Source organism: Streptomyces sp. NBC_01166 (assembly GCF_045039765.1).
In the GTDB taxonomy this organism is placed as follows: Bacteria; Actinomycetota; Actinomycetes; order Streptomycetales; family Streptomycetaceae; genus Streptomyces.
The window spans coordinates 6246745-6271255 of record NZ_CP108613.1 but is presented as its reverse complement, the minus strand read 5'-3'; the positions used below and the strand labels follow the sequence as shown (position 1 = coordinate 6271255).

Annotated in this window: 26 protein-coding genes; 8 read left to right on the top strand and 18 right to left on the bottom strand. The window is 71.3% G+C overall.

All coding sequences use genetic code 11. The features are described 5' to 3' along the window. Positions 1 to 12 precede the first annotated feature (12 nt). Both OG379_RS28905 and OG379_RS28900 read left to right on the top strand, forming a co-directional pair. Positions 13 to 681, top strand: a complete 669-nt coding sequence (locus tag OG379_RS28905; RefSeq protein WP_014153600.1) for a TrkA family potassium uptake protein — start codon at positions 13 to 15, stop codon at positions 679 to 681. Beyond that, entirely contained in the window at positions 681 to 1358 is a 678-nt protein-coding gene (locus OG379_RS28900) for a TrkA family potassium uptake protein (RefSeq protein WP_322983383.1), read from the top strand. The genes OG379_RS28905 and OG379_RS28900 overlap by 1 nt, the downstream gene beginning before the upstream one ends. Positions 1359 to 1474: 116 nt before the next feature. Here the strand turns inward: OG379_RS28900 and OG379_RS28895 are convergent, their stop codons facing one another. The 8 genes from OG379_RS28895 to OG379_RS28860 form a co-directional block, all read right to left on the bottom strand. Further along, positions 1475 to 2320 (bottom strand): DUF3159 domain-containing protein, encoded by an 846-nt coding sequence (locus tag OG379_RS28895; protein ID WP_405665888.1) that lies wholly within the window; start codon positions 2318 to 2320, stop codon positions 1475 to 1477. A gap of 3 nt (positions 2321 to 2323) precedes the next feature. After that, positions 2324 to 2740, bottom strand: a complete 417-nt coding sequence (locus OG379_RS28890; protein ID WP_393762080.1) for an OB-fold nucleic acid binding domain-containing protein — start codon at positions 2738 to 2740, stop codon at positions 2324 to 2326. A 70-nt stretch (positions 2741 to 2810) separates the two neighbouring features. Then, positions 2811 to 3518, bottom strand: coding sequence for a response regulator (locus tag OG379_RS28885; RefSeq protein ID WP_405665887.1), 708 nt, complete (start codon positions 3516 to 3518; stop codon positions 2811 to 2813). A 55-nt stretch (positions 3519 to 3573) separates the two neighbouring features. After that, the gene (locus tag OG379_RS28880; protein ID WP_393762078.1) at positions 3574 to 6117 is read right to left on the bottom strand and encodes an ATP-binding protein; all 2544 of its coding nucleotides are present in this window, start codon (positions 6115 to 6117) and stop codon (positions 3574 to 3576) included. A gap of 138 nt (positions 6118 to 6255) precedes the next feature. Next, positions 6256 to 6990 carry an ABC transporter ATP-binding protein gene (locus tag OG379_RS28875; protein WP_405665886.1) on the bottom strand — a complete coding sequence of 245 codons (735 nt, stop codon included), beginning with the start codon at positions 6988 to 6990 and terminating at the stop codon, positions 6256 to 6258. Between the two features lie 153 nt (positions 6991 to 7143). Next, the gene (locus OG379_RS28870) at positions 7144 to 7911 is read right to left on the bottom strand and encodes a DUF3710 domain-containing protein (protein ID WP_405665885.1); all 768 of its coding nucleotides are present in this window, start codon (positions 7909 to 7911) and stop codon (positions 7144 to 7146) included. 1 nt (position 7912) lies between these two features. Beyond that, positions 7913 to 8440, bottom strand: coding sequence for a dUTP diphosphatase (dut, locus tag OG379_RS28865; RefSeq protein ID WP_014153608.1), 528 nt, complete (start codon positions 8438 to 8440; stop codon positions 7913 to 7915). Beyond that, entirely contained in the window at positions 8440 to 9024 is a 585-nt protein-coding gene (locus OG379_RS28860; RefSeq protein WP_393762072.1) for a PaaI family thioesterase, read from the bottom strand. The genes dut and OG379_RS28860 overlap by 1 nt, the downstream gene beginning before the upstream one ends. 58 nt (positions 9025 to 9082) lie before the next feature. Here OG379_RS28860 and OG379_RS28855 point away from each other — a divergent pair, with 58 nt between their 5' ends. Further along, positions 9083 to 9538 carry a DUF3093 domain-containing protein gene (locus tag OG379_RS28855; RefSeq protein WP_393762070.1) on the top strand — a complete coding sequence of 152 codons (456 nt, stop codon included), beginning with the start codon at positions 9083 to 9085 and terminating at the stop codon, positions 9536 to 9538. A 4-nt stretch (positions 9539 to 9542) separates the two neighbouring features. Here the strand turns inward: OG379_RS28855 and OG379_RS28850 are convergent, their stop codons facing one another. The 4 genes from OG379_RS28850 to OG379_RS28835 form a co-directional block, all read right to left on the bottom strand. Continuing rightward, entirely contained in the window at positions 9543 to 10502 is a 960-nt protein-coding gene (locus OG379_RS28850; protein ID WP_405665884.1) for a hypothetical protein, read from the bottom strand. A gap of 11 nt (positions 10503 to 10513) precedes the next feature. Further along, entirely contained in the window at positions 10514 to 10810 is a 297-nt protein-coding gene (locus OG379_RS28845; protein WP_003965732.1) for a DUF4193 domain-containing protein, read from the bottom strand. 403 nt (positions 10811 to 11213) lie between these two features. Further along, complete coding sequence (locus OG379_RS28840; RefSeq protein ID WP_393762066.1) at positions 11214 to 12455, bottom strand: sensor histidine kinase; 1242 nt, start codon at positions 12453 to 12455, stop codon at positions 11214 to 11216. 7 nt (positions 12456 to 12462) lie between these two features. Then, entirely contained in the window at positions 12463 to 13116 is a 654-nt protein-coding gene (locus OG379_RS28835) for a response regulator transcription factor (RefSeq protein WP_031089418.1), read from the bottom strand. A 363-nt stretch (positions 13117 to 13479) separates the two neighbouring features. Here OG379_RS28835 and OG379_RS28830 point away from each other — a divergent pair, with 363 nt between their 5' ends. Next, positions 13480 to 13653 (top strand): hypothetical protein, encoded by a 174-nt coding sequence (locus OG379_RS28830; protein ID WP_164992724.1) that lies wholly within the window; start codon positions 13480 to 13482, stop codon positions 13651 to 13653. Between the two features lie 101 nt (positions 13654 to 13754). Here OG379_RS28830 and OG379_RS28825 read toward each other — a convergent pair whose 3' ends face one another. Together OG379_RS28825 and OG379_RS28820 are read right to left on the bottom strand one after the other, a co-directional pair. Then, positions 13755 to 14555 (bottom strand): inositol monophosphatase family protein, encoded by an 801-nt coding sequence (locus OG379_RS28825; RefSeq protein WP_393762063.1) that lies wholly within the window; start codon positions 14553 to 14555, stop codon positions 13755 to 13757. A 72-nt stretch (positions 14556 to 14627) separates the two neighbouring features. Continuing rightward, positions 14628 to 15752, bottom strand: coding sequence for a ferrochelatase (locus OG379_RS28820; RefSeq protein WP_405665883.1), 1125 nt, complete (start codon positions 15750 to 15752; stop codon positions 14628 to 14630). Between the two features lie 115 nt (positions 15753 to 15867). Between OG379_RS28820 and OG379_RS28815 the strand changes: the two genes are divergently transcribed. Together OG379_RS28815 and OG379_RS28810 are read left to right on the top strand one after the other, a co-directional pair. After that, on the top strand, positions 15868 to 17112 hold the full coding sequence (locus tag OG379_RS28815; RefSeq protein ID WP_405665882.1) for an MFS transporter: 1245 nt from the start codon (positions 15868 to 15870) through the stop codon (positions 17110 to 17112). Next, positions 17072 to 18391: a D-arabinono-1,4-lactone oxidase gene (locus OG379_RS28810; protein WP_405665881.1), complete on the top strand. Its 1320-nt coding sequence runs from the start codon at positions 17072 to 17074 to the stop codon at positions 18389 to 18391. The genes OG379_RS28815 and OG379_RS28810 overlap by 41 nt, the downstream gene beginning before the upstream one ends. A gap of 30 nt (positions 18392 to 18421) precedes the next feature. On the opposite strand, the gene OG379_RS28805 is transcribed toward OG379_RS28810, so the two are convergent. Further along, on the bottom strand, positions 18422 to 19435 hold the full coding sequence (locus tag OG379_RS28805; RefSeq protein WP_405665880.1) for a hypothetical protein: 1014 nt from the start codon (positions 19433 to 19435) through the stop codon (positions 18422 to 18424). A 498-nt stretch (positions 19436 to 19933) separates the two neighbouring features. Between OG379_RS28805 and sepH the strand changes: the two genes are divergently transcribed. Then, complete coding sequence (gene sepH / locus OG379_RS28800) at positions 19934 to 20998, top strand: septation protein SepH (RefSeq protein ID WP_405665879.1); 1065 nt, start codon at positions 19934 to 19936, stop codon at positions 20996 to 20998. An 83-nt stretch (positions 20999 to 21081) separates the two neighbouring features. Here sepH and OG379_RS28795 read toward each other — a convergent pair whose 3' ends face one another. After that, positions 21082 to 21909: a sulfurtransferase gene (locus tag OG379_RS28795; RefSeq protein WP_405665878.1), complete on the bottom strand. Its 828-nt coding sequence runs from the start codon at positions 21907 to 21909 to the stop codon at positions 21082 to 21084. Positions 21910 to 22151: 242 nt separating this feature from the next. On the opposite strand from OG379_RS28795, the gene OG379_RS28790 reads away from it, so the two are divergent. Then, positions 22152 to 22928 carry a VOC family protein gene (locus tag OG379_RS28790; protein ID WP_405665876.1) on the top strand — a complete coding sequence of 259 codons (777 nt, stop codon included), beginning with the start codon at positions 22152 to 22154 and terminating at the stop codon, positions 22926 to 22928. 82 nt (positions 22929 to 23010) lie between these two features. Here the strand turns inward: OG379_RS28790 and OG379_RS28785 are convergent, their stop codons facing one another. Continuing rightward, positions 23011 to 23493, bottom strand: a complete 483-nt coding sequence (locus OG379_RS28785; protein ID WP_405668687.1) for a nucleoside deaminase — start codon at positions 23491 to 23493, stop codon at positions 23011 to 23013. A gap of 364 nt (positions 23494 to 23857) precedes the next feature. Then, on the bottom strand, positions 23858 to 24508 hold the full coding sequence (locus tag OG379_RS28780) for a thymidine kinase (RefSeq protein WP_393762046.1): 651 nt from the start codon (positions 24506 to 24508) through the stop codon (positions 23858 to 23860). Positions 24509 to 24511: the final 3 nt, after the last annotated feature.

Here is a 24511-nt window from a genome sequence, read left to right as displayed (position 1 = left end):
GGTAGGCGCAAGGTGCACATCGTCATCATGGGCTGCGGGCGCGTCGGAGCCGCTCTCGCGCAGACCCTGGAGCAGCAGGGCCACACGGTCGCCGTGATCGACCAGGACCCCACGGCGTTCCGCCGGCTCGGTTCCGGCTTCGGCGGCAGGCGGGTCAGCGGAGTCGGCTTCGACCAGGACACACTGCGTGAGGCGGGGATCGAGGAGGCCGGAGCGTTCGCGGCCGTCAGCAGCGGCGACAACTCCAACATCATCGCCGCCCGGGTGGCCCGCGAGATGTTCGGCATCGAGAACGTCGCGGCGCGTATCTACGACCCGCGGCGTGCCGAGGTCTATCAGCGTCTGGGCATCCCCACGGTGGCCACGGTCCGCTGGACGGCGGACCAGATGCTGCGCCGGCTGCTGCCGTCGGGCGCGGAGCCGCTGTGGCGCGATCCGAGCGGCGGTGTGCAGCTCGCGGAGGTGCACACCACGCCGTCCTGGATCGGGCACAAGATCAGCACACTGCAGGAGGAGACGGGCGTCCGCGTCGCCTTCCTCACCCGGTTGGGTGAGGCCATACTGCCCACGTCGCAGACGGTTCTGCAGGAGGGCGACCTGGTCCACGTGATGATGCGTACGGACGAGATCGCGAAGGTCGAGGAGGCCTTTGCCGAAGGTCCCGAGGAGGGCGGTCACTGATGCGCGTCGCGATTGCCGGGGCCGGTGCGGTGGGCCGTTCCATCGCGGCCGAGCTCCTGGAGAACGGGCACGAGGTGCTGCTGATCGACAAGGCGCCGACCGCCATCTCGGTGGAGCGCGTCCCGATGGCCGAGTGGCTCCTCGCGGACGCCTGCGAGATCACGTCGCTCGACGAAGCGGCGCTCCAGCGGTGCAACGTCGTGATCGCCTCGACGGGTGACGACAAGGTCAACCTGGTCGTCTCACTGCTCGCGAAGACCGAGTACGGCGTCCCGCGGGTCGTGGCCCGGGTGAACAACCCGAAGAACGAGTGGCTGTTCAACGAGTCCTGGGGCGTCGACGTCGCGGTCTCCACTCCTCGTCTGATGTCCGCCCTGGTCGAGGAGGCGGTGAGCGTCGGCGATCTCGTCCGGCTGCTGCGCTTCAGCCACGGCGACGCCAACCTGGTCGAGCTGACGCTGCCCCCGGAGTCGGCGCTGGCCGGCATCCGGGTGAGTGCTGTGGCCTGGCCCGAGGACACCTCGCTCGTCACGATCATCCGCGGCACCCGGGTGCTGACGCCGAGCCCCGAGGAGACCCTGGAGGCCGGTGACGAGCTGCTGTTCGTGGCCGCCCAGGCCCGCGAGGAGCAGCTGGAGGACCTGTTGTCGGTCCGCCGCGAGCCCGCCGAGGACTGAGGCAGGGCTGAGGCAGGGCGTCCCGAGCACACGGAAGGGGCCCGGACCGTACGTCGATGACGTACGGTCCGGGCCCCTTCCTGCGGGCGACGGAGAAGGCCCCGGTCCGGCCCGACTCAGTCCGTACGGCGGTGCCCGGCGGGACCGGCGTCGCGCTCCGGGCCGGCGAAGCCCGTGGTCAGGTCCTGTTCGGCCTGTGCGAATCCGGGGGCCAGGCTGTCCTCGACCGCCTTGCGGTCCTTGCGGTCCTTCTCCGCCTGCTCCTCCGCCTCCATCTCCGCGAAGACGTCGATGGGCGGCGGGGCCTTGGCCAGGAAGACCCACGTCAGATACACGGCGAGCAGGAACGGCGGGATCTTGAGCGCGACCAGCACCCATCCGAGCTGAGCGGTGTCGGCCCACCAGTACAGCGGGAAGAGGATCGCGCACTTGGCGAGCAGGATCAGCCCCCAGGCGTAGCTGGCCTTGGCGTACGCCTTCTTGCGGCCGGGGTTCCTGGTGCGCCAGGAGAGGTTCTCCTTGAAGACCGGGCCGAGGATCAGCCCGATCAGCGGCACCCCGGCGACCGTCGTGACGAGGTACGCGAGGGCGAGTCCGAGCGTGTAGATCATGCCCGGCAGATAGAAGTCCTTGGCGTTGCCCGTCATCATCGCGAAGACCACGCCGAAGCCCACACCGAATACGCCGCTGAAGGCGTGCTTGACGGTGTCCTTGCGGATCAGCCGCACGGCGACGAGGGCCAGGGAGACCACCAGCGCGGCGATGGCCGACGCCTTGAGGTCCTTGTTGATGGTGAAGATCGTGACGAAGAGCAGCCCGGGCAGGACTGTCTCCACCATGCCGCGCACGCCGCCGAAGGCCTCGAAGAGCGCGGCTTCCGTGACCGCCTTCGCGTCGGCGTCCTGCTGGTCGGTGCGGTGGGGCTGGTCCGTTTCGGACGTCGGCTTGTCGAGAGACGTCACCGGCTACTCCTTGCCGAGCGGTCGGAGTTCGTATTTGGGATTGAACAGCACCCGGCGACCATGACTCATGGCTACGCGGCCCGACGCGATGAGCTTGCGGCCCGGCTCGATGCCGACGATGGAACGCCGGCCCAGCCAGACCACGTCGAGCGGCGCGGTGCCGTCGAAGAGCTCCGCCTCCAGGGCGGGCACTCCGGCACGCGGACGCAGGGTGACCGTCCGCAAGGTACCAGTGACCTTGACGATCTGGCGGTCCGAGCACTCGGAAATGCGCGTGCAGCCCGAAGCGTGCGTGTCCTCCCGCAGCTCCTCGGACTCCAGGTCCTCCTGGGAGCTGGACAGCCGGTCGAGCATGCGGCGGAAGCGGCCGGACGGCCTCGAGGTCCCGCCTGACTTCTCGGATCGGGGAACAGCGCTCATACCCGAAGGGTACCGGTCCCCTGTGGTAGGGGCTGGCCCGGACGGATGCCACCCGAACGAGTGACGCCGATCACTCGGGGACGGGCCGCCCCCGCTCGAAGCGGTAGCCCATGCCGGGCTCGGTCACGAAGTGCCTGGGGTGCGAGGGGTCGGCCTCCAGCTTGCGGCGCAGCTGCGCCATGTATACCCGCAGATAGTTGGTCTCGGTGCCGTACGAGGGCCCCCAGACCTCCTGGAGCAACTGCTTCTGGCTGACGAGCCGTCCGGCGTTGCGGACGAGGACCTCCAGCAGGTGCCACTCGGTGGGAGTGAGCCGCACGTCGCGGCCCTCACGGTGCACCTTCTTCGCCGACAGGTCGACGGTGAACCCCTCGGTCTCGACGACCACCAGGTCGTCGCCGACGTCCTGGCCGACCGGTTCCGCCCGGCGCACTGCGGCGCGCAGCCGGGCCAGGAGCTCGTCCATGCCGAACGGCTTGGTGACGTAGTCGTCGGCACCGGCGTCCAGGGCCTCCACCTTCTCGTCGGAGGTGTGGCGTGCGGAGAGCACGAGGATCGGCACCCGGGTCCAGCCGCGCAGGCCCCTGATCACCTCGACGCCGTCCATGTCCGGCAGGCCGAGGTCGAGGACGACGACGTCGGGGTGCCGTGCCGCCGCGAGCTGGAGGGCGGTCGCCCCGTCGGGCGCCGCGTCCACCTCGTACCTGCGCGCCTTCAGATTGATCACGAGGGCGCGCACGATCTGCGGCTCGTCGTCGACCACGAGCACCCGGGTCATCGCGGACCTGCCTTTCCTGAATACGTGTACGGGAGGGGGGTGCGCCGCGGGGATCTCACGAGGCGACGCGCACGGGCGGTACGGGGCCGGCCCGCACCTGACCCGGCGCGGCGGTGAGCGTGAGGACCATGGTGAGGCCGCCGCCCGGGGTGTCCTCGGCGTCCAGCGTGCCGCCCATGGACTCCACGAATCCGCGGGCGACGGCGAGCCCGAGGCCGACCCCGGCCCCGCGCGGGGCGTCACCGTAGCGCTGGAACGGCTCGAATATGCGTTCCTTGGCCTCGTCCGGGACTCCGCGGCCGCGGTCGGCCACCCGCAGCTCGACGCGTTCGCCCAGGGCGCTCGCGGCGACGGTGACGCGTTCCCGGCCGGGGCTGTACTTGACGGCGTTCTCGACGATGTTGGCGACCGCCCGCTCGAGCAGTCCGGGGTCCACGGCGACCATGGGCAGCGTCTCGGGGATGTCCAGGTCGACGCTGCCCTCGGGTACGCCGCCGAGGGCCATCGGGACGACCTCGTCGAGGTCGAGCTCGCGGATCAGCGGGGTCACCGTGCCGGTCTGCAGGCGCGACATGTCGAGCAGATTGCCGACCAGGTGGTCCAGGCGATCCGCGCCGTCCTCGATGGCCGCGAGGAGCTCCGCCTCGTCCGCGTCGGACCAGGAGACGTCGTCGGAGCGCAGGGAGCTGACCGCGGCCTTGATGGCGGCCAGCGGGGTACGCAGGTCGTGGCTGACGGCGGCGAGCAGCGCGGTCCTGATCCGGTTGCCCTCGGCGAGCCGTCTGGCGGCCTCCGCCTCCCCCACCAGCCGCTGCCGGTCGAGCACCACGGCTGCCTGCGCGGCGAAGGCGCCGAGGACCCGGCGGTCCTCCGCGGGCAGCACGCGGCCGGAGAGCGCCAGCGCCATGTGGTCGCCGACGGGCATGTCCACGTCCGCGTCGTCGGGCCGTGCCACCGGCGCGGGCCCGACGGATCCGGCGCAGGTCCAGGGCTCGACGTCGCTCTGCCGCTCCAGGAGGGCGACGGATTCCATGCCGAAGGTCTCACGGACCCGGTCGAGGAGGGCGTCCAGGGCCGTCTCGCCCCGCAGGACGCTGCCGGCGAGCGTGGAGAGGATCTCCGACTCGGCGCGCAGCCGTGCGGCCTGGTGGGTGCGCCGGGCCGCCAGGTCGACCACTGAGGCGACCGCCACCGCCACCGCGAAGAAGATCACGATGGCGACGAAGTTCTCGGGGTCCTGGACGGTCAGGGTGTGGGTGGGCGGTGTGAACCAGTAGTTCAGGAGCAGGGAGCCCGCCGCGGCGGAGGCGAGCGCGGGGGCCAGGCCTCCGAGCAGCGCGGCGGCGACGGTCAGGAAGAGGAAGAGCAGGACGTCGTTGGCGAGTCCCGGCCCGTTCTCCATTCCGTGCAGGAGCAGGGTCAGGAGGGCCGGTCCGCCGACGCCGGCGAGCCAGCCCGAGACGATCCGGGTGCGGCTGAGCCGGGCCCCGCGCGCGATCGGCAGTCCGCGTCCCTTGGCGACCTCCTCGTGCGTGACGATGTGCACGTCGAGGTCGGGTCCCGACTCGCGGGCGACGGTGGCGCCGACCCCGGGGCCGTAGATGTACTGCCAGGTCTTGCGGCGGCTGGAGCCCAGGACGATCTGGGTGGCGTTGACGCCCCGGGCGAACGCGAGGAGTGCCGAGGGTATGTCGTCGCCGATGACGTGGTGGAAGGTGCCCCCGAGGTCCTCCACGAGGGTGCGCTGGACGGCGAGCTCCTTGGGTGACGCGGAGGTCAGTCCGTCGCTGCGGGCGATGTAGACCGCGAGGATCTCGCTCCCGGAGCCCTTCGCGGCCATCCGGGAGGCGCGACGGATGAGCGTACGGCCCTCCGGTCCGCCGGTCAGTCCGACGACGATGCGCTCACGGGCCTGCCAGGGGGCGCTGATGTCGTGTTCGCCGCGGTACTGCTGGAGGTACTCGTCGACCCGGTCGGCGACCCAGAGGAGGGCCAGCTCGCGCAGGGCGGTCAGGTTGCCGGGGCGGAAGTAGTTGGACAGAGCGGCGTCGACCTTGTCCGACTGGTAGATGTTGCCGTGGGCCATACGCCGGCGCAGCGCCTGGGGCGACATGTCGACAAGCTCGATCTGATCGGCGCGCCGGGCGACCTCGTCGGGGATGGTCTCCTGCTGCCGCACCCCGGTTATCGACTCCACGACGTCGCCGAGGGACTCCAGGTGCTGGATGTTGACGGTGGACACCACGTCGATGCCGGCCTTGAGGAGTTCCTCGACGTCCTGCCAGCGCTTGGCGTTGCGGGAGCCGGGCACGTTGGTGTGGGCGAGTTCGTCCACGAGGGCCACGGCCGGCGCCCTCTCCAGGACTGCGTCGACGTCCATCTCGGCGAAGACGGCGGAGCGGTATTCGATGTCACGGCGCCGGATCTGCTCCAGGCCGTGCAACAGCACCTCGGTGCGCGGACGGTCGTGGTGCTCGATGAACGCGACGACGCAGTCCGTGCCCCGCTCCACCCGTCGATGGGCTTCGGACAGCATCGCGTAGGTCTTGCCGACGCCGGGTGCCGCACCCAGGTAGATCCGTAGCTTGCCGCGTCCCATGGCCCCATTGTCTTCCCTGAACCGGCCACCGCAGATACGGGGAGCCGGATTCGAAGCTACCCCGGGAATTTCTCGCACAGGGGCCGGAGGGGTGCGCCGGGGGTTCGTATTGACGGGATTCTGACGCGGCTCAGCAGGTCAGACGTGCTCGAGCAGGTGCCCGTCGCTGAGCTCCAGGACCCGGTCGGCGAAGCCGAGCAGCTGCGGATCGTGGGTGGCGACCAGGACGGTGACGCCCTCGCTGCGCACGACGGCCCGCAGCAGATGCATGACCGCGAGCCCTGTCTCGGCGTCGAGCTGCCCGGTGGGCTCGTCGGCGATCAGGAGGGCGGGCCGGTTGGCGAGCGCGCGGGCGATGGCCACGCGCTGCTGCTGGCCGCCGGAGAGCTCTCCGGGGCGCTGCTGGGCGTGGTCACCGAGGCCCACCAGGGAGAGCAGCAGCGCCACGCGCTCCTCGCGCTCGTGCGGGTCGGTCCTGCGCAGGCGCATGGGCACGCCGACGTTCTCCGCCGCGGTCAGGATCGGGATCAGGCCGAACGACTGGAAGATGAAGCCGATCCTGTCCCGGCGGAGCTCCAGCAGCCCGTCCTCACCGAGCCCGGAGAGGTCGGTGCCGCCGACGGTGATGCGGCCGCTGTCCGGTGTGTCGAGGCCGCCGACCAGGTTGAGCAGGGTGGTCTTGCCCGATCCCGAGCGGCCCTTGAGCGCGACGAGCTCTCCGCGCGGGATCTCGAAGGAGACCCCCCGCAGGGCATGCACGGCGGCAGCGCCGCTCCCGTACGAGCGGTGCAGGTCCTCGACGCTCACCATGGGGCCGTCGGCCGGGCTCTCGGCCAGGGCCGTGCCGGTCTGTCCGTCGGTGGTCCGTGTCATCGCTCTCCCCCGCGTGTACGCCGCCGTGCGTACCGCTCTCCTCAGGCAGCCGCCAGTATGTGCATGAGGCAGCCGGTGAGGCAATGGAAAGGCCGGTGGGCCGCGCCCCCTCCCCGGGGCGCGGCCCACCGGCCGGAACGAACTGGGGTGCGGTCAGCGCACCTCGGTGATCTCGGGCCCGCGCTGGAGCTGGCCCATGCCGCCGGAGAACTTCGAGCTCTCCTGGTCCTCCTGCTGCACACCCTCGGGCACCATCTGGGCGTCGTTGGGGAGCTTCAGGACGATCGGGTCACGCGGCGCCATCGGACCGTCACCGCGCACGACGACGGTGTCCTGGAAGATCGTCTCCAGCAGCCCGGCGGCCTCCGGCTGAACGGCACCCTGACCGGAGATCACGCCGCGCAGGAACCAGCGCGGTCCGTCGACGCCGATGAAGCGCACCAGCTGTACGCCGGTCTTCCCGTCCGGAAGCTGTACGGGGACCTGGGCACGCAGCTCCCAGCCCAGCGGGCCCTCGACCTCGTCGATGATCCCGCCCTGCTGGGTGATGCCCGAGGCGATCTCCTCGCGCACCTCGCCCCAGATGCCCTCCTTCTTGGGAGCGGCGAAAGCCTGCAGCTGGACCGCGCTGTCGCGCAGCACGACGGTCGCCGCGACGATCGCGTCACCGGCGACCTCCACGCGGAGCTCCATGCCCTCGACCCCGGGCACGAAGATGCCGCCCAGGTCCACCCGGCCCTCGCCGGGCTGGGAGACCTCGGAGATGTCCCACGGCCCGTCGGGGCGGGGAGCCGGCGGAAGGTTTGTACGGCGCGAGCCGCCCTCGGCGGTGTCGTCGAGCTCGTCGGCGACCTGCTCGGCCTCGCGCGCTTCGTCCGCCGTGTCCTTGGCGGAACCACTGTTCTTGCGACGTCCGAACACGTCAACGTCCTTCCCGGTCGGATACGACCGAAGCGTAGCTGTTCCCACCCTGGGTGTTACCGCCCGTGACGCCGTCCACGGCGGCGTGACCGCCGGTGGATCCGAAGCCCCCCTCGGCCCGCGCCGAGCCGGGGAGCTCCGTCACCTCGTGGAAGCGCACCTTCTCGACCTGCTGGACGACCAGTTGGGCAATCCGGTCGAACCGTTCGAACCTCACGGTCTCGCGTGGGTCGAGATTGACCACGATGACCTTGATCTCCCCACGGTACCCGGCATCGACCGTCCCTGGGGCGTTCACGAGAGCCACTCCGCAGCGGGCAGCGAGGCCGGAGCGGGGGTGGACGAAGGCGGCGTAGCCGTCGGGCAGGGCGATCGACACCCCGGTGGGGAGCACCGCCCGCTCGCCCGGGGCGAGCTCGGCCGCCTCGGTGGTGACCAGATCGGCACCGGCGTCGCCAGGGTGTCCGTACCCGGGAATCGGCACGTCCGGGTCGACCCGGCGGATGAGTACGTCGACGGGGTGGCGCATCAGGGGTTCACCTCGAAGGCGCGGGCGCGCCTGACCTGGTTCGGATCGGACATCGCGGCCTGGATCTCCTCCGGCCGTCCGTTGTCGATGAAGTGGTCCACCTTGACCTCGATGAAGAGGGCTTCCGCACGGACCGCGACGGGACCTTCGGGGCCGCCGGTCCGCCCCGTCGCACGGCAGTAGATCTTCCGGCCGTGCACCGCGGTGACTTCGGCCTCCAGGAAGAGCACCGTGTCGACGGGCACCGGCAGGACGTAGTCGGTCTCCAGCCGGCCGGTCACCGCGATGACCCGCAGCAGCCAGCTCAGCGCGCCGAGCGTCTCGTCCATCGCCGTGGCCAGGACGCCTCCGTGCGCCAGCCCCGGAGCACCCTGGTGGGCGGGCTTCACGGTGAACTCGGCGGTGACGCTCACACCCTCTCCGGCCGTCGCCTGGAGATGCAGTCCGTGCGGCTGCCCGCCACCACAGCCGAAACAGTGTTCGTAGTGGGACCCTAGGAGCTCACCGGGCGCGGGAGCATCGGGATGGCGGACAGGCTTCACCGCGTCGGCCGGAGGTGTCAGACGTGCAGATGTTCCACTCACAGCCGCAGACCTTACCCGCGCGGCCGGCCGCGGGTCGCGCCGTGCCAAGCTTGCTTTCATGCAGCCTTCCGCACCTCCCTTCGACGAACGTCTCACCGCACCCCGCTCGTGGTGGCTCATCGCCTTCGGGATCGGCGTCGCCTGCGCGCTGATGCTCCTGCCGCTCGGCGCCCTGCCGATGCTCGGCGGCCTGGTCGCCGGTACGGCCGCGGCATGCGTGGGCGTGAGCTCGTACGGCTCCGCGCGCATCCGGGTCGTGGCGGGCGCCCTCGTCGCCGGCGATGCCCGGATCCCCCTGGAAGCACTCGGGGACGCCGAGGTGCTGGAGGGGGACGAGGCCCGCGCCTGGCGCTCGTACAAGGCGGATCCGCGGGCGTTCATGCTGCTGCGCAGCTACGTCCCGACGGCGGTGCGGGTGAAGGTCACGGATCCGGCCGACCCGACGCCGTATCTCTATCTGTCGACCCGGGAGCCGCAGGCTCTGGTGGCGGCCCTCGCGCCCGTACCCGCCTGAGTGGTCAGCGGCCGGGGTCGTCCAGACCCTTGGGCAGCTCCTTGGCGGGTTCCGCGGGCTGTTCCAGCGGGGGAAGCTCCGGGAGACGGTCCCAGGGGACCTGGTTGCGCCGCAGGTCGTTCCTGACCCGGTCGGCGAGCCTTCTGGTGTCCCGTCGGTTCATCAGCGCGCCAACGGCGGCACCGATCATGAACGGGATGAGGTTCGGCAGGTCGCGCACGGTGCGCTTCATGATCTGCTGTCGGAGTTCGCGCTTCATCTGCCCGCCCAGCGCCGCGTTGAGCGTGGTGGGGCGTGAGACGTCGATGCCGCGCTCTTCCGTCCAGGACGTCAGATACGCGGTGCTGCGCTGGCCGAGGTTGCCCGGCGGGCGCCGGCCGTAGACCTCGTGGAGCTCGGCGACCAGCTTCATCTCGACGGCGGCCACTCCGGTGATCTCGGCTGCCAGCTCGGCGAGCATGGCGGGGGGTACGGGCATCATCGCCGCTGCCCCGATGCCCGCGCCGACGGTCGCGGTGGCGTTGCAGGCGCCCGCGACGAGCTTGTCGGCGAGCTGTTCCGGGCCGAGCCCCGGGAACTGCTTGCGCAGGGTGGCCAGGTCCCGCACAGGGACACGGGGAGCCGTGTCGATGATGCGATCGGCCACCATGCCGACCGCCGCCGCGGCACTCTCCCGGCTCTTGCGTACGCCTCGTTTCAGTGTGTGCAGGGGGCCGGAGCCCTTCGGAGACTCTGCCGGTCCGTCCTGCCCGGGCTCGGGTGACGCATCCGTCGCCCTTACCGCTTCGAGCGAGGCCGGACGGCCCCGCTCGTCGTCAGGTGGTGTGCCGGGAGAGGCAGGCAGGGCGGCCTGGTGCTCGGCAGTGGGGCTCTCGCCCTCTGCCGGGCCTGTGCCGCCCTGATGTGCCTCCGACGACTTCGTGCGCCGCAAGCGCCGCTTCCGGAACGGTGTGTCGCCTGCCACGCCGGCCTGCCTCAGTCGCAGTCGCGGCAGATGGGCTGGCCGTTCTTCTCGCGCGCCAGCTGGCTCCGGTGGTGCACGAGGAAGCAGCTCATGCAGGTGAACTCATCGGCCTGCTTGGGCAGAACCCTCACAGCCAGCTCTTCGTTGGACAGGTCTGCGCCGGGCAGCTCCAGTCCCTCTGCCGCGTCGAACTCGTCCACGTCGACGGCGGATGCCGTCTTGTCGCTCCGACGAGCCTTGAGCTCTTCGAGGCTGTCCTGGTCCACGTCGTCGTCGGTCTTGCGTGGGGTGTCGTAATCCGTTGCCATGTCGCTCTCCCCCTCATGGGTGTCTGCGGTGTCTCAGCGCACGTAACGCGTGAGAGGCCGGACTTGTGCCCGACCTGAGGCGGAGATTTTGCCTCACATCAAGGTCTGTTACTCAATCGACACCCAACCGGATCCCTCGTGAGCGATCAGCTTGGGTGGCGATGGGGACCGTACACGGTCCGATTACTGCAGTTCACGGGCGCCACCCCGTGTACTTCCCGTGATATCGACCCCCGGAAACCCGGACGTTTCCAGGCTTTCGGACAGAGTTGTGATCACGGAGAGTAGAGGGACCGGAAAGTGCCCCTGTGATCGATCACACAAGGACAGAATGGAAACCGGTTCGAAAATTCCGCCCAAAGCGAACAGGGCGATCCAATGCGGCTTCACACCGTGAAGCCTCTCAGACAGGCAGGGTGACGCGCATCACGAGACCGCCGCCCTCGCGGGGCTCCGCGATGATACGGCCTCCGTGGGCCCGCGCGACGGATCGCGCGATCGACAGGCCGAGCCCGACCCCCTTGTCGCTGCCCGTGCGCTCCGTGCGCAGCCGCCTGAACGGCTCGAAGAGGTTGTCGATCTCGTAGGCGGGCACCACGGGCCCGGTGTTCGAGACGGTCAGGAGCGCCTGTCCGTGCCGGAGCTCGGTGGTGGCCTCCACCCAGCCGCCCTCCGCCACGTTGTAGCGCACGGCGTTCTGCACGAGGTTCAGCGCGATCCGCTCCAGGAGTACCCCGTTGCCCTGGACGACGGCCTGGGCCCGCTCCCCGCGCACCTCGACCCCCTTCACCGCCGCCTCGGCCCTGGTCTGGTCGATGGCGCGGTCGGCGACCTCGGCCAGGTCCACGGGCTTGCGTTCGACGATCTGGTTGTCGCTGCGGGCGAGCAGGAGCAGCCCTTCGACCAGCTGTTCGCTGCGCTCGTTGGTGGCCAGGAGTGTCTTGCCCAGCTGATGGAGCTCCGGTGAGGCCTCCGGATCGGAGAGATGGACCTCCAGGAGCGTGCGGTTGATCGCGAGGGGCGTACGCAGCTCGTGCGAGGCGTTCCCCACGAACCGCTGCTGGGCGGTGAAGGCCCGCTCCAGGCGGTCCAGCATCTCGTCGAAGGTGTCCGCGAGCTCCTTCAGCTCGTCGTCGGGACCGTCCAGCTCGATCCGGCGGGAAAGATCCGTTCCCGCCACCCGGCGGGCGGTGCGGGTGATCCGGCCCAGCGGGGACAGGACGCGGCCCGCCATGGCGTAGCCGAAGGCGAAGGCGATGATGCTGAGGCCGACGAGGGCCAGCAGCGCCCTGTTGAGCAGGGAGTCGAGGGCGTGCTGGCGCTGTGCCGCGGTGCAGTTCTTGATCGCTTCGTTGAGCTGGCCGTTGTTCTGCGCGGAGCCGAGCTGCGGACAGGTGTCGCTGGAGATCTGGACGTTCGTGCCGGAGACCTGGAAGGCCGGGCCGCCCGCGTCGTGCAGCGCCTGCGCCGCCAGCATGTAGATGATCGACAGCAGGAGGATGCCCGCGATCAGGAACATGCCGCCGTACAGCAGCGTGAGCCGTATCCGGATGGTCGGCCGCAGCCAGGGGTATGGGGACTCCTGCGCCTTGGGTTCCCACGTCGGCTTCGGAGGTGCCTTCATGGGGGCCGGGGAAGCTGCCATCACGCCCTCAGATCCGGTATCCGGAGCCGGGGACGGTGACGATGACGGGCGGCTCGCCGAGCTTGCGGCGCAGGGTCATGACCGTCACCCGCACCACGTTGGTGAAGGGGTCGGTGTTCTCGTCCCACGCCTTCTCCAGCAGCTGCTCGGCCGAGACGACCGCGCCCTCGCTGCGCATCAGGACCTCCAGGACGGCGAACTCCTTCGGGGCGAGCTGGATCTCCTGCTCGTCCCGGAAGACCTCGCGGCGGTTGGGGTCGAGCTTGATGCCGGCCCGCTCCAGCACGGGCGGAAGCGCGACCGTGGTGCGGCGCCCCAGAGCGCGCACCCGCGCCGTCAGCTCGCTGAAGGCGAAGGGCTTGGGCAGGTAGTCGTCCGCGCCGAGCTCCAGGCCTTCGACCCGGTCGCTGACGTCACCGGAGGCGGTGAGCATGAGCACCCGGGTGGGCATGCCGAGTTCGACGATCTTGCGGCAGACGTCGTCCCCGTGCACCACCGGAAGATCCCGGTCCAGCACGACGACGTCGTAGTCGTTCACCCCGACGCGCTCGAGGGCCGCCGCTCCGTCGTAGACGACGTCGACGGCCATGGCCTCCCGGCGCAGCCCGGTGGCCACCGCATCGGCGAGCAGCTGCTCGTCCTCGACGACGAGTACGCGCACGGCGCAGTCCTTCCCTAGATCTTCGAAAAAACGGCGAGTGGCCCTCGTTCCGGCCGCTCGCAGCACGTCAGCGGCACCGACTGTGCGCGTCCATCCTGCCCGTAACGCGCATAAACCGGCGGTAAGACGGCGCGGTCCGGTCGGCCGCTCCAGGGAATTGAGCGGATTTCCACGACAGTTGAGGTTTCTCGCGAGCGGGCGGCGGGGAGGACGTTCTCACACCCGCGATCACGCCCTGCATGTGGCGTACCACAGCCCGTCCTGCTTCCAGAGGGACTGCGTGATCACCCGCACTCCGGCCCACGGACCGGAGGACCACCGGGCACACCCCCGTGCCACCGACCCACGACGAGGGGGCGCTTCATGGACGCTTTCACCGCAGGTCTGCTGCAACGAATCAAGACCACCGAGTCCGACCTCACGAGGGCTCGCGAGACGGGTGACGACTTCCTCGCGGATGTCGAGCAGGGAGAGCTTGACGACCTGCACCGCCTCGCCGCCGAGCACGGCGTGGAAATCGGCGCCACAAGCGTCTGAGCCGCCACGAGAGGGCCCCGGGAGCCGTGATGGCTCTCCGGGGCCCTCTCTCGTGCCGGCGCCCTCCCTGGGGGCCGCAACGGGCTCAGGGAGGGCGTACGTCAGTCGTGCCAGGCGCCCAGTTCCTCCAGGAGCGCCTGCAGCGGCTCGAAGAGGCCGGGGGTCGCCGCGACCGTCAGGTCTCCGTCAGCCGGCCTGCCCGGCCGTCCACCGGTGAGGGCACCCGCCTCCCGGGCGATGAGATCGCCCGCCGCGACGTCCCACGGGTGCAGTCCGCGCTCGTAGTAGCCGTCGAGCCGGCCGGCGGCCACGTCGCACAGGTCGACGGCCGCGGATCCCCCGCGGCGGATGTCACGCAGTCGCGGGATGAGCTGCTGGGCCACGGCGGCCTGATGGGTGCGGACCTCGGTGACGTAGTTGAAGCCGGTCGACACCAGCGCCTGGTCGAAGGGGGCCGTGGGGCGGCAGCGCAGCGCGTCGCCGTTCCCGTACGCGCCCCCGCCGAGGACCGCGTGGAACGTCTCTCGCCGCATCGGGGCCTCGACGACGCCGACGACCCGTTCGCCGTCCCGCTCGGCCGCGATGGAGACGGACCAGGTCGGAAGTCCGTAGAGGTAGTTCACCGTGCCGTCGAGCGGGTCGATGACCCACCGGATGCCGCTGGTGCCCTCGGCGCTGGCGCCCTCCTCGCCGAGGAAGCCGTCGGCGGGGCGGTGCTCGGAGAGGTAGCCGGTGATCAGCTTCTCCGCCCGGATGTCCATCTCGGTGACGACGTCGATCGGGCTGGACTTCGTCGCGGCCACCCCGAGGTCGGCGGGGCGGCCGTCACGCAGGAGCGCGCCCGCCCGGCGGGCCGCCTCCAGGGCGAGGTCGAGCAGTTCGGACAGGAGGGGGTCGGTCACAACGCTCCAGAGGTGGTTCGCGGGCCGGGCGGGCCTGTCGGCGCCCGCCGCGGCAGGGGATGCGGACGGTGGCTAGAACGGGCTGTCGGCGCCCGCGGCGGCCGGCTTGGGGGCCCTGGCCGGGCAGCAGCCGACCGGACAGAGGTCGTGGGAGGCGCCGAGCGCCCCCAGGGCGCACGGCGCGACCGGGCGGTCCCGCTCGGCTGCGGCGCGCTCCAGGAGAAGCTCACGCACGGCCGCGGCGAACCTGGGGTCCGCGCCCACCGTCGCGGAGCGGCGCACGGGCAGTCCGAGCTCGGCGGCCTTGGCGGTGGCCTCCGTGTCGAGGTCGTACAGCACTTCCATGTGGTCCGACACGAAGCCGATGGGCGCCATGACGACCGCCGGGACACCGTCGCCGTGGAGCGTCTCCAGGTGGTCGCAGATGTCGGGCTCCAGCCACGGGATGTGCGGGGCGCCGCTGCGCGACTGGTAGACGAGCTGCCACGGGTACTCGACGCCGGTCTCCTCGCGCAGGGCCTCGGTGATCAGCCGGGCGACCTCCAGGTGCTCGGCCACGTAGGAGCCGCCGTCGCCGTGGGTCTCCACCGGCCCGGAGGTGTCGGCAGCCGACACCGGGATGGAGTGCGTGCTGAACGCGAGGTGCGCGCCCGCCCTGACGTCCTCGGGGAGATCGGCCAGCGACGCCAGCACGCCGTCCACCATGGGCCGCACGAACCCGGGGTGGTTGAAGTAGTGCCGCAGCTTGTCCACCCGGGGCACCGGGAGCCCTTCCGCCTCCAGCGCGGACAGAGACTCGGCCAGATTCTCGCGGTACTGACGGCAGCCGGAGTACGAGGCGTAGGCGCTGGTGGCGAGCACGGCGATCCGGCGGTGGCCGTCCGTGATCATCTCCCGCAGGGTGTCGGTGAGGTACGGAGCCCAGTTGCGGTTGCCCCAGTAGACCGGGATCTCGAGGCCGTGTTCCGCGAAGTCCTTGCGCAGTGCGTCCAGCAGCGCCCTGTTCTGGGCGTTGATCGGGCTCACGCCGCCGAAGAGGAAATAGTGCTTGCCGACCTCTTTGAGCCGTTCTTCGGGGATGCCCCGGCCGCGCGTCACGTTCGCCAGGAACGGGACCACGTCGTCAGGGCCTTCGGGACCCCCGAAGGAGAGCAGCAGCAGGGCGTCGTAGGGAGCGGGACCACGCAGATCGGACATGCACCCGATCCTGCCACCCGCCTCCGACAGTGCGGAAGCCGCCGTCGGCGGGTCCGCCGCGCCCGTAAGCTGTATCAGCCACCCATACACCTGACAGGCTTTCCCGGAGCGCCCCTTGCCCAGCCCCTACCGCGCCATCTTCGCCGCCCCCGGAACCCTGGGGTTCTCGGCGGCGGGATTCTTCGGCAGGCTGCCGCTGGGCATGATGGGCATCGGCGTCGTGACGATGGTGTCCCAGATGACCGGCCGCTACGGGCTCGCCGGAGCGCTCTCCGCCACGCTCGCCATGGCGGCCGCCGTGATGGGTCCGCAGGTCTCCCGGCTGGTCGACCGGTACGGGCAGCGGCGTGTGCTGCGCCCGGTCACCCTGGTCGCGGCGGCGGCGGTGGCGGGGCTCCTGGTCTGCGCCCAGCAGCGGCTGCCGGACTGGACCCTGTTCGTCTTCGCGGCCGGCGCGGGCTGCGTGCCCAGCATGGGCTCGATGGTCCGGGCCCGGTGGGCGGATATCTACCGGGGCTCCGGCCGTCAGCTGCACACGGCGTACTCCTGGGAGTCGATCGTCGACGAGGTGTGCTTCATCTTCGGGCCCATCGTCTCCATCGGTCTGTCCACCGCGTGGTTCCCGGAGGCCGGCCCCCTGGTCGCGGGTGTGTTCCTCGTGACCGGCGTCTTCTGGCTGACGGCCCAGCGGGCCACCGAACCCCGACCGCAACCGAAGGAGCACCACACGGGCGGCTCGGCCCTCCGCTCGCCCGGGCTCCAGGTGCTGGTGACCGCCTTCGTCGCCACCGGGGCGATCTTCGGAGCGGTCGACGTGGTGACCGTGGCCTTCGCCGAGGAGCGCGGCCACAAGGCGGCGGCCAGCCTCGTGCTCGCCGTCTACGCCCTGGGGTCCTGCCTCGCCGGCGCCGTCTTCGGCCTGGTGCACCTGCGGGGGAAACCGTCCACCCGGTGGCTGCTGGGGGTGTGCGCGATGGCCGTGAGTATGATCCCCCTCCAACTGGCCGGGAGCCTGCCGTTCCTGGCCGTGGCGCTCTTTGTCGCGGGCCTCGCCATCGCACCGACGATGGTCACCACGATGGCCCTCGTCGAACAGCACGTACCGCGCACCCAGCTGACCGAGGGCATGACCTGGACCAGCACCGGACTCGCCGTCGGAGTGGCACTCGGCTCCTCCGCCGCAGGCTGGGTGGTCGACTCCTCCGGGGCCGGGGCGGGGTACGCGGTGCCCGCCGTGGCGGGAGCGCTCGCGGCCGCGGTGGCGTTCCTGGGGTATCGCCGGCTCGCGGAGCCGGTTCCTAGGGGAGGGCGCGGGGAAGATGACCGACACCTACGCACGGACGACGAACACGTGGCGTAACTGGGCGGGCAACGTCACCGCCCGGCCCGCACGCGTCGAGTCCCCCGCCTCCGTCGACGAGCTGGCCGACGTGCTCCGCAGGGCGTCCGAGGAGGGCCTGACGGTCAAGCCGGTCGGCACCGGTCACTCGTTCACTGCGACCGCAGCCACCGAGGGCGTCCTCATACGTCCGGACCTGCTCACCGGCATCCGCGGCGTCGACCGCCGGGCGATGACCGTGACGGTCGAGGCGGGCACACCGCTGAAGCGTCTCAACGCCGCGCTCGCCCGCGAGGGGCTCTCCCTCACCAACATGGGCGACATCATGGAGCAGACGGTCGCCGGGGCCATCTCGACCGGTACCCACGGCACCGGCCGCGACTCGGCTTCGGTGTCCGCGCAGATCCGCGCGCTGGAGCTGGTCACGGCCGACGGCACGGTGCTGCGCTGCTCGGCCGACGAGCACCCGGACGTGTTCGCGGCGGCCCGGATCGGGCTCGGGGCGCTCGGCGTGATCACCGCGGTCACGTTCGCGGTGGAGCCGGTCTTCCTGTTGACGGCCCGCGAGGAGCCGATGACCTTCGACCGGGTCACGGCCGATTTCGATCAGCTCGTCGCGGAGAACGAGCACTTCGAGTTCTACTGGTTCCCCCACACCGGCAACTGCAACACCAAACGCAACAACCGGAGCGCGGGTCCCACCGCTCCGCCCGGACGGGTGAGCGGCTGGATCGAGGACGAGCTCCTCTCCAACGGCATCTTCCAGGTCGCGTGTTCGCTGGGCCGGGTGGTCCCCGGGGCCATCCCCTCCATCGCCAGGATCTCCAGCCGCGCCCTGTCCGCCCGTACGTACACCGACATCCCGTACAAGGTGTTCACCAGCCCGAGGCGGGTGCGCTTCGTCGAGATGGAGTACGCCCTGCCGCGCGAGGCGGCGGTCGAGGCACTGCGTGAGCTCAAGGCGATGGTGGAGCGCTCGCCGCTGCGGATCAGCTTCCCGGTGGAGGTCCGCACGGCGCCCGCGGACGACATCGCGCTCTCCACGGCCTCGGGCCGGGAGAGCGCGTACATCGCGGTGCATCTGTACCGGGGCACGCCGTACCAGGCGTACTTCACCGCCGTGGAGCGGATCATGACGGGATACGACGGCCGCCCGCACTGGGGCAAGATCCACACCCGTGACGCCGGCTACCTGGCCGGGAGCTATCCGCGGTTCGGCGAGTTCACCGCCGTACGCGACCGCCTCGACCCGGAGCGGCTGTTCGCCAACGACTACCTGCGTCGCGTGCTCGGGGACTGAGCGAGGGCGGTTCGCACATCCGGGGCCGGTTCACCGGTCCGTGTCGCTCCCGGCCGTGTCCCCGCCCTGCTGGTCCGGGACCTCGTCGGCCCCGGTCGGGTCCGGTGCGGCCGGCGTGGTGCCGGAGTCGCCCGGTTCCGTCGGGGTGGTGGCTTCCGGGGTGGTGGCCCCGCCGGACGCCGACGGCGTGGGGGCGGGGTCGGTGGCCGTACCGCCGCCGCCCGAGGGGTCCGGCTGCGCGCTCCCGCCGTCGCCCCGGCCGGTACCGGGCGACGTCGAGCTCCCGCTGCCGGGCGCGTTCCCGTCGTCCCCCTGGTCCCCCTCGTCCTCCTGGCCCGTGCTGTCCGAGGGCGAGGGGGAGGGCGAGGTCGTCCCCCCGTGGCGCTCGCCACTCACGACGGTGCCGATGGTGGTCCCTCCGTTGCCTCCCAGATCATGCCCGGAGACCGTTTCGTACACGGTGATGCCGGCCATCGACAGGACGAACACACCCGTGGCCGCGAGGGCCGAACGCTTCCAGCCGCGGACGCGGGTGCCGTGCGTACGGGCGTCGGAGTAGGAGCCGTCCGTGAGCGCGTCGCCGGGGCGCGGGCCATCCGGGGACGGATCGCCGAGGGCCGGGCCCCCGGGATACGCACCGCCGGGGCCGGCCTCCCCCGGCCGGACCTGTCGCAGCACCGTGGTGCGGTCAGCGTCGGGCCCCACCGTGCGCAGGACCCGCGTCGCGTCGTCCTCCGGCCGCTGCGGGCCGGGAACCGTCTCCCGCGTGTGCACGGTCACCTGACGGCCCGCAGGGTGCTTCACCTGGACGGTGACTTCACGGATCTGTTCGCCGGTGCGGCGGAAGAAGTGCTGGAAGACCGAGCCTCCGCAGGTGGCCACTACGCTCATCACACCGGCGCCGGCGATGGTTCCGTACACGCCGAGCTGTGAGGCCATCACCGCCGCCGCGACCGCCGCGACCGCACTGCCCGCAACCTGCGGGAGGCTCAGATCTATGCGCCTTTCCTTGCCTTCCGCACCGCTCTGCGGCTTCTGAACCATGATCAGCCCCTGCTCGACAACTACCCCACCTTGCACCAGGAAGGGACATTTGAGCGAATCAAATAGTTCCGATTCTGGAGATTTTGTGAAGCAGCACACTCATTGAGGGCATACCGCAGACATCCGGGTAACCCAACTCCCGTACCCGGCGAGAACTTCGGCGGCGCGCCGGTCCACTCCCGTGGCCCGAATGGAGTACTGTGGCGAGCCCTGGGGCCGGACTCCCACACGGGTATCCGGAACCTACGGGAGGGGGCCGAAGGACGGCACCCGAACCGGCGGCGCCGCGGCATCGCACGGGCGCCTGCTACATGGAGCGACCAACCGGTCACTCCGCGTCGTAAACAGGTAACCGTGCCATCGTGGCGCTCCAGGGCCAAGGCCCGACACGCCGGGTAACTTGGCAAGGTTGTGGCAGGCTGAACCCGGGCAGGTCACACTCGACTAGCGGAAGCAGCGACGCACGTGACGTCGGCAGGCACCACCCGGGAGGTTCCCATGCCCGAACTGCGTGTCGTGGCCGTCTCAAACGACGGCACACGACTGGTGCTCAAGGCTGCAGACAGCACGGAGTACACGCTTCCGATCGATGAGCGGCTGCGTGCCGCCGTGCGCAACGACCGCGCCCGGCTCGGCCAGATCGAGATCGAGGTGGAGAGCCATCTCCGCCCGCGCGACATCCAGGCGCGCATACGCGCCGGCGCCTCCGCCGAGGAGGTCGCCCAGTTCGCCGGCATTCCGGTGGACCGGGTACGCCGCTTCGAGGGCCCTGTGCTCGCGGAGCGCGCGTTCATGGCCGAGCGCGCGCGGAAGACTCCTGTGCGCCGTCCCGGCGAGAACACCGGGCCCCAGCTCGGCGAGGCGGTGCAGGAGCGGTTGCTGCTGCGCGGAGCCGACAGGGAGACCGTCCAGTGGGACTCCTGGCGCCGGGACGACGGCACCTGGGAGGTCCTCCTGGTCTACCGCGTCGCGGGCGAACCGCACTCCGCGAGCTGGACGTACGACCCGCCGCGGCGGCTCGTGCAGGCCGTGGACGAGGAGGCGCGCTCGCTGATCGGCGAGACCGACGACGTCGCGGCTCCGGAGCCGAGCTTCCCGTTCGTACCCCGGATCGCGCGGCTGCCGCGCGACCGGCCGCTGGACCGTGCGCTGGACCGGCAGATCGAGCGTCCCTCTCCCCCCGCACCGGAGCCGGAGGAGCGCGTCAGCGGTGTGTCCGCAGGCGAGCGCGACTCGCTGACCAGCCTCCTGGAGGCGGTGCCGAGCTTCCGTGGCGACATGGTCGTCCCGGAGCGGCCTTCGCAGCCCGAGCCGCCGGCCCTCGAGCCCGCGCAGCAGGAGGAGCCGGAGGCCGACGAGCCCCCGGCCGCAGCGGCGTCCGCCGGTGCGGGATCCGCCTACGCCGATGTGCTGATGCCCCGCGCGGTGGCCGGCCACCGCGACAGGCTGACCGGGACGACGGACCGCCAGGCCGAGGCCGACGGCGTGCGTCCGGGCCGCCGGGCGGCGGTGCCGAGCTGGGACGAGATCGTCTTCGGCACACGCCGGAAGAAGCAGGACTGAGGACCGGCCCGGGTGACCGTGGCATGAGGAGGGCCCGTACGCAGCAGCGTGCGGGCCCTCGCTCCGTCCGGATCCCGGTCGCGTCAGGCGGGGTCCGGTCCGGTGGCGACGGGGCGGGACTCGTCCGAGGACCACTCCGACCAGGACCCGGCGTACAGGGCGGCCCGGTGTCCGGCGAGCTCCAGTGCCAGTACCTCATGGGCACCCGAGACACCGGAGCCGCAGTAGACGCCGACCTGGGTGTCGCCGTCCGCCCCCAGAGCGGAGAAGCGGGAGGCGAGGGTTCCGGCGGCCAGGAAGCGCCCGTCCTCGCCGACGTTCTGCGTCGTCGGCGCCGACACCGCGCCGGGGATGTGGCCGCCGACGCGGTCGATCGGTTCCACGTCCCCGCGGTAGCGCTCCGCGGCCCGTGCGTCGAGCAGCAGACCGGAGCGGGCCAGATCCGCGGCCTCGTCCGCGTCGAGGAGGCCGAGCGCGCCCGGCCGGGGCCGGAAGTCACCCTCGGCGGGCTCCGGGATGCCGGTGGTGAGCTCACCCGTCCATGCGGCGAGGCCGCCGTCCAGGACCCGGACGTCGGTGTGTCCGGTCCAGCGCAGCAGCCACCACGCACGCGCCGCCGCCCAGCCCTGGCCGCCGTCGTAGACCACGACCGGACTTTCCTCGCCGACCCCCGCCCGCCGCATGACGGCCCCGAAGGCCTCCGGGTCCGGCAGAGGATGACGGCCCCCGCTGCCCGCCGGGCCCGCGAGCTCGGAGTCGAGGTCGACGAACACCGCGCCCGGGATGTGCCCGGCCTCGTAGTCGGCGCGACCGTTCGGTCCGCCGAGCTGCCAGCGGATGTCCAGGAGCACCGGCGGGCGCGGCCCCGCCGACTCGCTCAGGTATTCGGATGCGGTGATGATGGGCTTCATGGGTGCCATCTTCGCGCAGGGGCGACCGCCCTCGTTGCCGTAGCGCCGAATTGGATGTATCGCACCAAAACGGGCTTCGACCTGAGCGGAAGCCGGAAAACGCGGCGCGGCCGGGGTGCCTGGGAGGCTCAGTGGTGCGAGCATCTGCACGGAGCGTACGCACCCGTATCCGTGCCGCTGGACACCGCACAGGCTCCGTCCCCCCGTACGGCCACCCCGATGGTACGAGGAGAGAGAAGAAGATGACCGAGGCTGCCACCCGGCGCACGCCTGGAGCACCGTGCTGGGTGAGTCTGATCGTGCACGGCCTGACCGCGACCCAGGAGTTCTACAGCCGGCTGTTCGGCTGGGAGTTCCAGCCCGGGCCCGAGCAGTTGGGACCCTACGTCCGAGCGCTGCTGCGCGGCAAGGAGGTCGCGGGGATCGGGCAGCTGCCGCCCGGCCGGCACCTCCCGATCGCCTGGACGACCTATCTCGCCACGGAGGACGCGGACGCCACGGCGGAGTCGATCCGCTCCTGCGGCGGGACGGTGGCCGTCGGCCCCCTCGACGCCGGGAACGCGGGCCGCCTCCTGATCGCGTCCGACCCGAGCGGCGCGGTCTTCGGTGTCTGGCAGGCCGCCGAGCACCTCGGTACCGCCCTCGCGGGCACACCGGGCACCCCCGTGTGGAACGAGCTGGTGACCCGGGAGACCGCGTCGGTCGCCAAGTTCTACCAGGCCGTGTTCGGGTTCGAGACCGAGGCGGTCGTCTCGGCCGACTTCGACTACCAGACGCTGCACATCCAGGGCCGCCCGGTGGCCGCCCTGCACGGCGTGGGACACGCCCTGCCGCGCGACCGGGGGCCCCACTGGATGACGTACTTCCAGGTCGCCGACACCGACGAGGCGACGGCACGGGTCGTGGAACTCGGCGGGCACGTGCTGCAGCCGCCGCGTGAGGCCTCCAGCGGCAGGCTGGCCACGGTGGCGGACCCGGAGGGCGCGGTGTTCACGATCGTGCGGCCGCCGGGCAGCTGACGCCCGCCTCGACGCAGCCTTCGGGGGAAGCGGCCGCGTACCGCTCCCCCGGACCTTCGCAGTTGTCCTGCCCGTTGCAGTGTCAGCCGGTGGCGTCGGCCCCTCCTGTACGGGAACGGAGCATCAAGGCGCGCACCTGTTCGGCGAGTTCAGGGACAGGGCCGGCGATCTCGAGGCCGGGGACGACGTCCCGGATGGACAGCGGGCTCAGGGGCGACGTCAGGGGGACACCCCACTCGGTCTTCCAGTCGCGGGCCTGCTGGGACGAGCTCGCGTACACGATGCGGCCCAGTCCGACCCACCCGTGCGCAGCGGCACACATCGGGCAGTGCTCGCCCGATGTGTAGACGGTCGCCGTGCCCCGCTCCTCGGCACTCAGGTTGTTCGCCGCCCACCGCGCGAGTTCGAACTCCGGGTGCATGGTCGGGTCGCCGGTGGTGGACTCGCGGTTGCGGTCCTCCGCCAGGACCTTGCCGTCCGCGCCGACCAGCACGGACCCGAACGGCCCGTCGCCGGCGTCCACCGCCTCAGCCGCCAGCTCGACGCAGCGGCGCAGATATGTCAGGTCGGCCGCGGTGACAGTGGCGGCGCGATCGGGGTCGCTCCTGGAAAGGTCGTGGTCGTCGAGTGCCACTGTTACTCCGTCTCTGTGGGGTATCGGTGGGCCCGGTGCACGGCCACGGTGGCCACTGCCTGCCATGCCGCCTCGGGCCGGAGGGTCTCGCCCGGATCACCGGTGCAGGGCCGAGCGGCACAGTATCCGTGTCGGCGAGGCGCGCTGCTCGATGTCGTCGAGGGTCTGGTCGAAGTTACCCGGACCCGGCGGTGAAACGGCTTCCCTACACGTGGAGTTCACGGAACGGCGCAAGATCCGGCGGGCCGCCGACCGGGGGGCGGGGCGCCCGCGGGCAGAAGCCAGGGGCGGACGGTCAGGCGGAAGCGACCGGCAGGACGTCGGGCGACAGCGCACCCGCGTGGGCGGTGGCACTCGTCATGTGGCGGCGGTGGTGACGGCGGCAGAGGACCTCGTAGCCGACGTCCGTGGCGGGCTGGTCGACGTCCCCGACCACGACCTGCTCCCCCTCGACCACCATCACCCCGCCGACCGTCCGGGCGTTGTGCGTGGCACGGGCCCCGCACCAGCACAGGGCCTCGACCTGGAGCGTCTCTATCCGGTCCGCCAGCTCGATCAGCCGCTGCGAGCCGGGGAAGAGCTTGGTGCGGAAGTCCGTGGTGATGCCGAACGCGAACACGTCCAGGCCGAGGTCGTCGACGACACGGGCCAGTTGGTCGATCTGCTCGGGGGCGAGGAACTGGGCCTCGTCCACGATCACATGGTCGACCTTGTCGCCCTTCGACATCCGGCTCACGAGATAGCCGTACAGATCCATGCCCGGAGAAGCCTCGACCGCCTCCGTCACCAGCCCGAGCCGCGACGACAGCTTCCCCTCCCCCGCCCGGTCGTCCCGGGTGAAGATCACTCCCCGCAGGCCGCGCGCCGACCTGTTGTGGCCGATCTGGAGAGCCAGGGTGCTCTTTCCGCAATCCATCGTCCCGGAGAAGAACACGAGCTCGGGCATGAG

What these genes read in the sequence shown, in the direction of transcription:
- OG379_RS28795 (WP_405665878.1), bottom strand. Translation starts at nt 21,909, where the DNA reads ATGAAGCCCATCATCACCGCATCCGAATACCTGAGCGAGTCGGCGGGG.
- OG379_RS28805 (WP_405665880.1), bottom strand. Translation starts at nt 19,435, where the DNA reads ATGGTTCAGAAGCCGCAGAGCGGTGCGGAAGGCAAGGAAAGGCGCATA.
- OG379_RS28820 (WP_405665883.1), bottom strand. Translation starts at nt 15,752, where the DNA reads ATGTCCGATCTGCGTGGTCCCGCTCCCTACGACGCCCTGCTGCTGCTC.
- dut (WP_014153608.1), bottom strand. Translation starts at nt 8,440, where the DNA reads ATGCGCCACCCCGTCGACGTACTCATCCGCCGGGTCGACCCGGACGTG.
- OG379_RS28840 (WP_393762066.1), bottom strand. Translation starts at nt 12,455, where the DNA reads ATGGCAGCTTCCCCGGCCCCCATGAAGGCACCTCCGAAGCCGACGTGG.
- OG379_RS28885 (WP_405665887.1), bottom strand. Translation starts at nt 3,518, where the DNA reads ATGACCCGGGTGCTCGTGGTCGACGACGAGCCGCAGATCGTGCGCGCC.
- OG379_RS28880 (WP_393762078.1), bottom strand. Translation starts at nt 6,117, where the DNA reads ATGGGACGCGGCAAGCTACGGATCTACCTGGGTGCGGCACCCGGCGTC.
- sepH (WP_405665879.1), top strand. Translation starts at nt 19,934, where the DNA reads ATGCCCGAACTGCGTGTCGTGGCCGTCTCAAACGACGGCACACGACTG.
- OG379_RS28900 (WP_322983383.1), top strand. Translation starts at nt 681, where the DNA reads ATGCGCGTCGCGATTGCCGGGGCCGGTGCGGTGGGCCGTTCCATCGCG.
- OG379_RS28855 (WP_393762070.1), top strand. Translation starts at nt 9,083, where the DNA reads ATGCAGCCTTCCGCACCTCCCTTCGACGAACGTCTCACCGCACCCCGC.
- OG379_RS28875 (WP_405665886.1), bottom strand. Translation starts at nt 6,990, where the DNA reads ATGACACGGACCACCGACGGACAGACCGGCACGGCCCTGGCCGAGAGC.
- OG379_RS28790 (WP_405665876.1), top strand. Translation starts at nt 22,152, where the DNA reads ATGACCGAGGCTGCCACCCGGCGCACGCCTGGAGCACCGTGCTGGGTG.
- OG379_RS28810 (WP_405665881.1), top strand. Translation starts at nt 17,072, where the DNA reads ATGACCGACACCTACGCACGGACGACGAACACGTGGCGTAACTGGGCG.
- OG379_RS28830 (WP_164992724.1), top strand. Translation starts at nt 13,480, where the DNA reads ATGGACGCTTTCACCGCAGGTCTGCTGCAACGAATCAAGACCACCGAG.
- OG379_RS28780 (WP_393762046.1), bottom strand. Translation starts at nt 24,508, where the DNA reads ATGCCCGAGCTCGTGTTCTTCTCCGGGACGATGGATTGCGGAAAGAGC.
- OG379_RS28890 (WP_393762080.1), bottom strand. Translation starts at nt 2,740, where the DNA reads ATGAGCGCTGTTCCCCGATCCGAGAAGTCAGGCGGGACCTCGAGGCCG.
- OG379_RS28845 (WP_003965732.1), bottom strand. Translation starts at nt 10,810, where the DNA reads ATGGCAACGGATTACGACACCCCACGCAAGACCGACGACGACGTGGAC.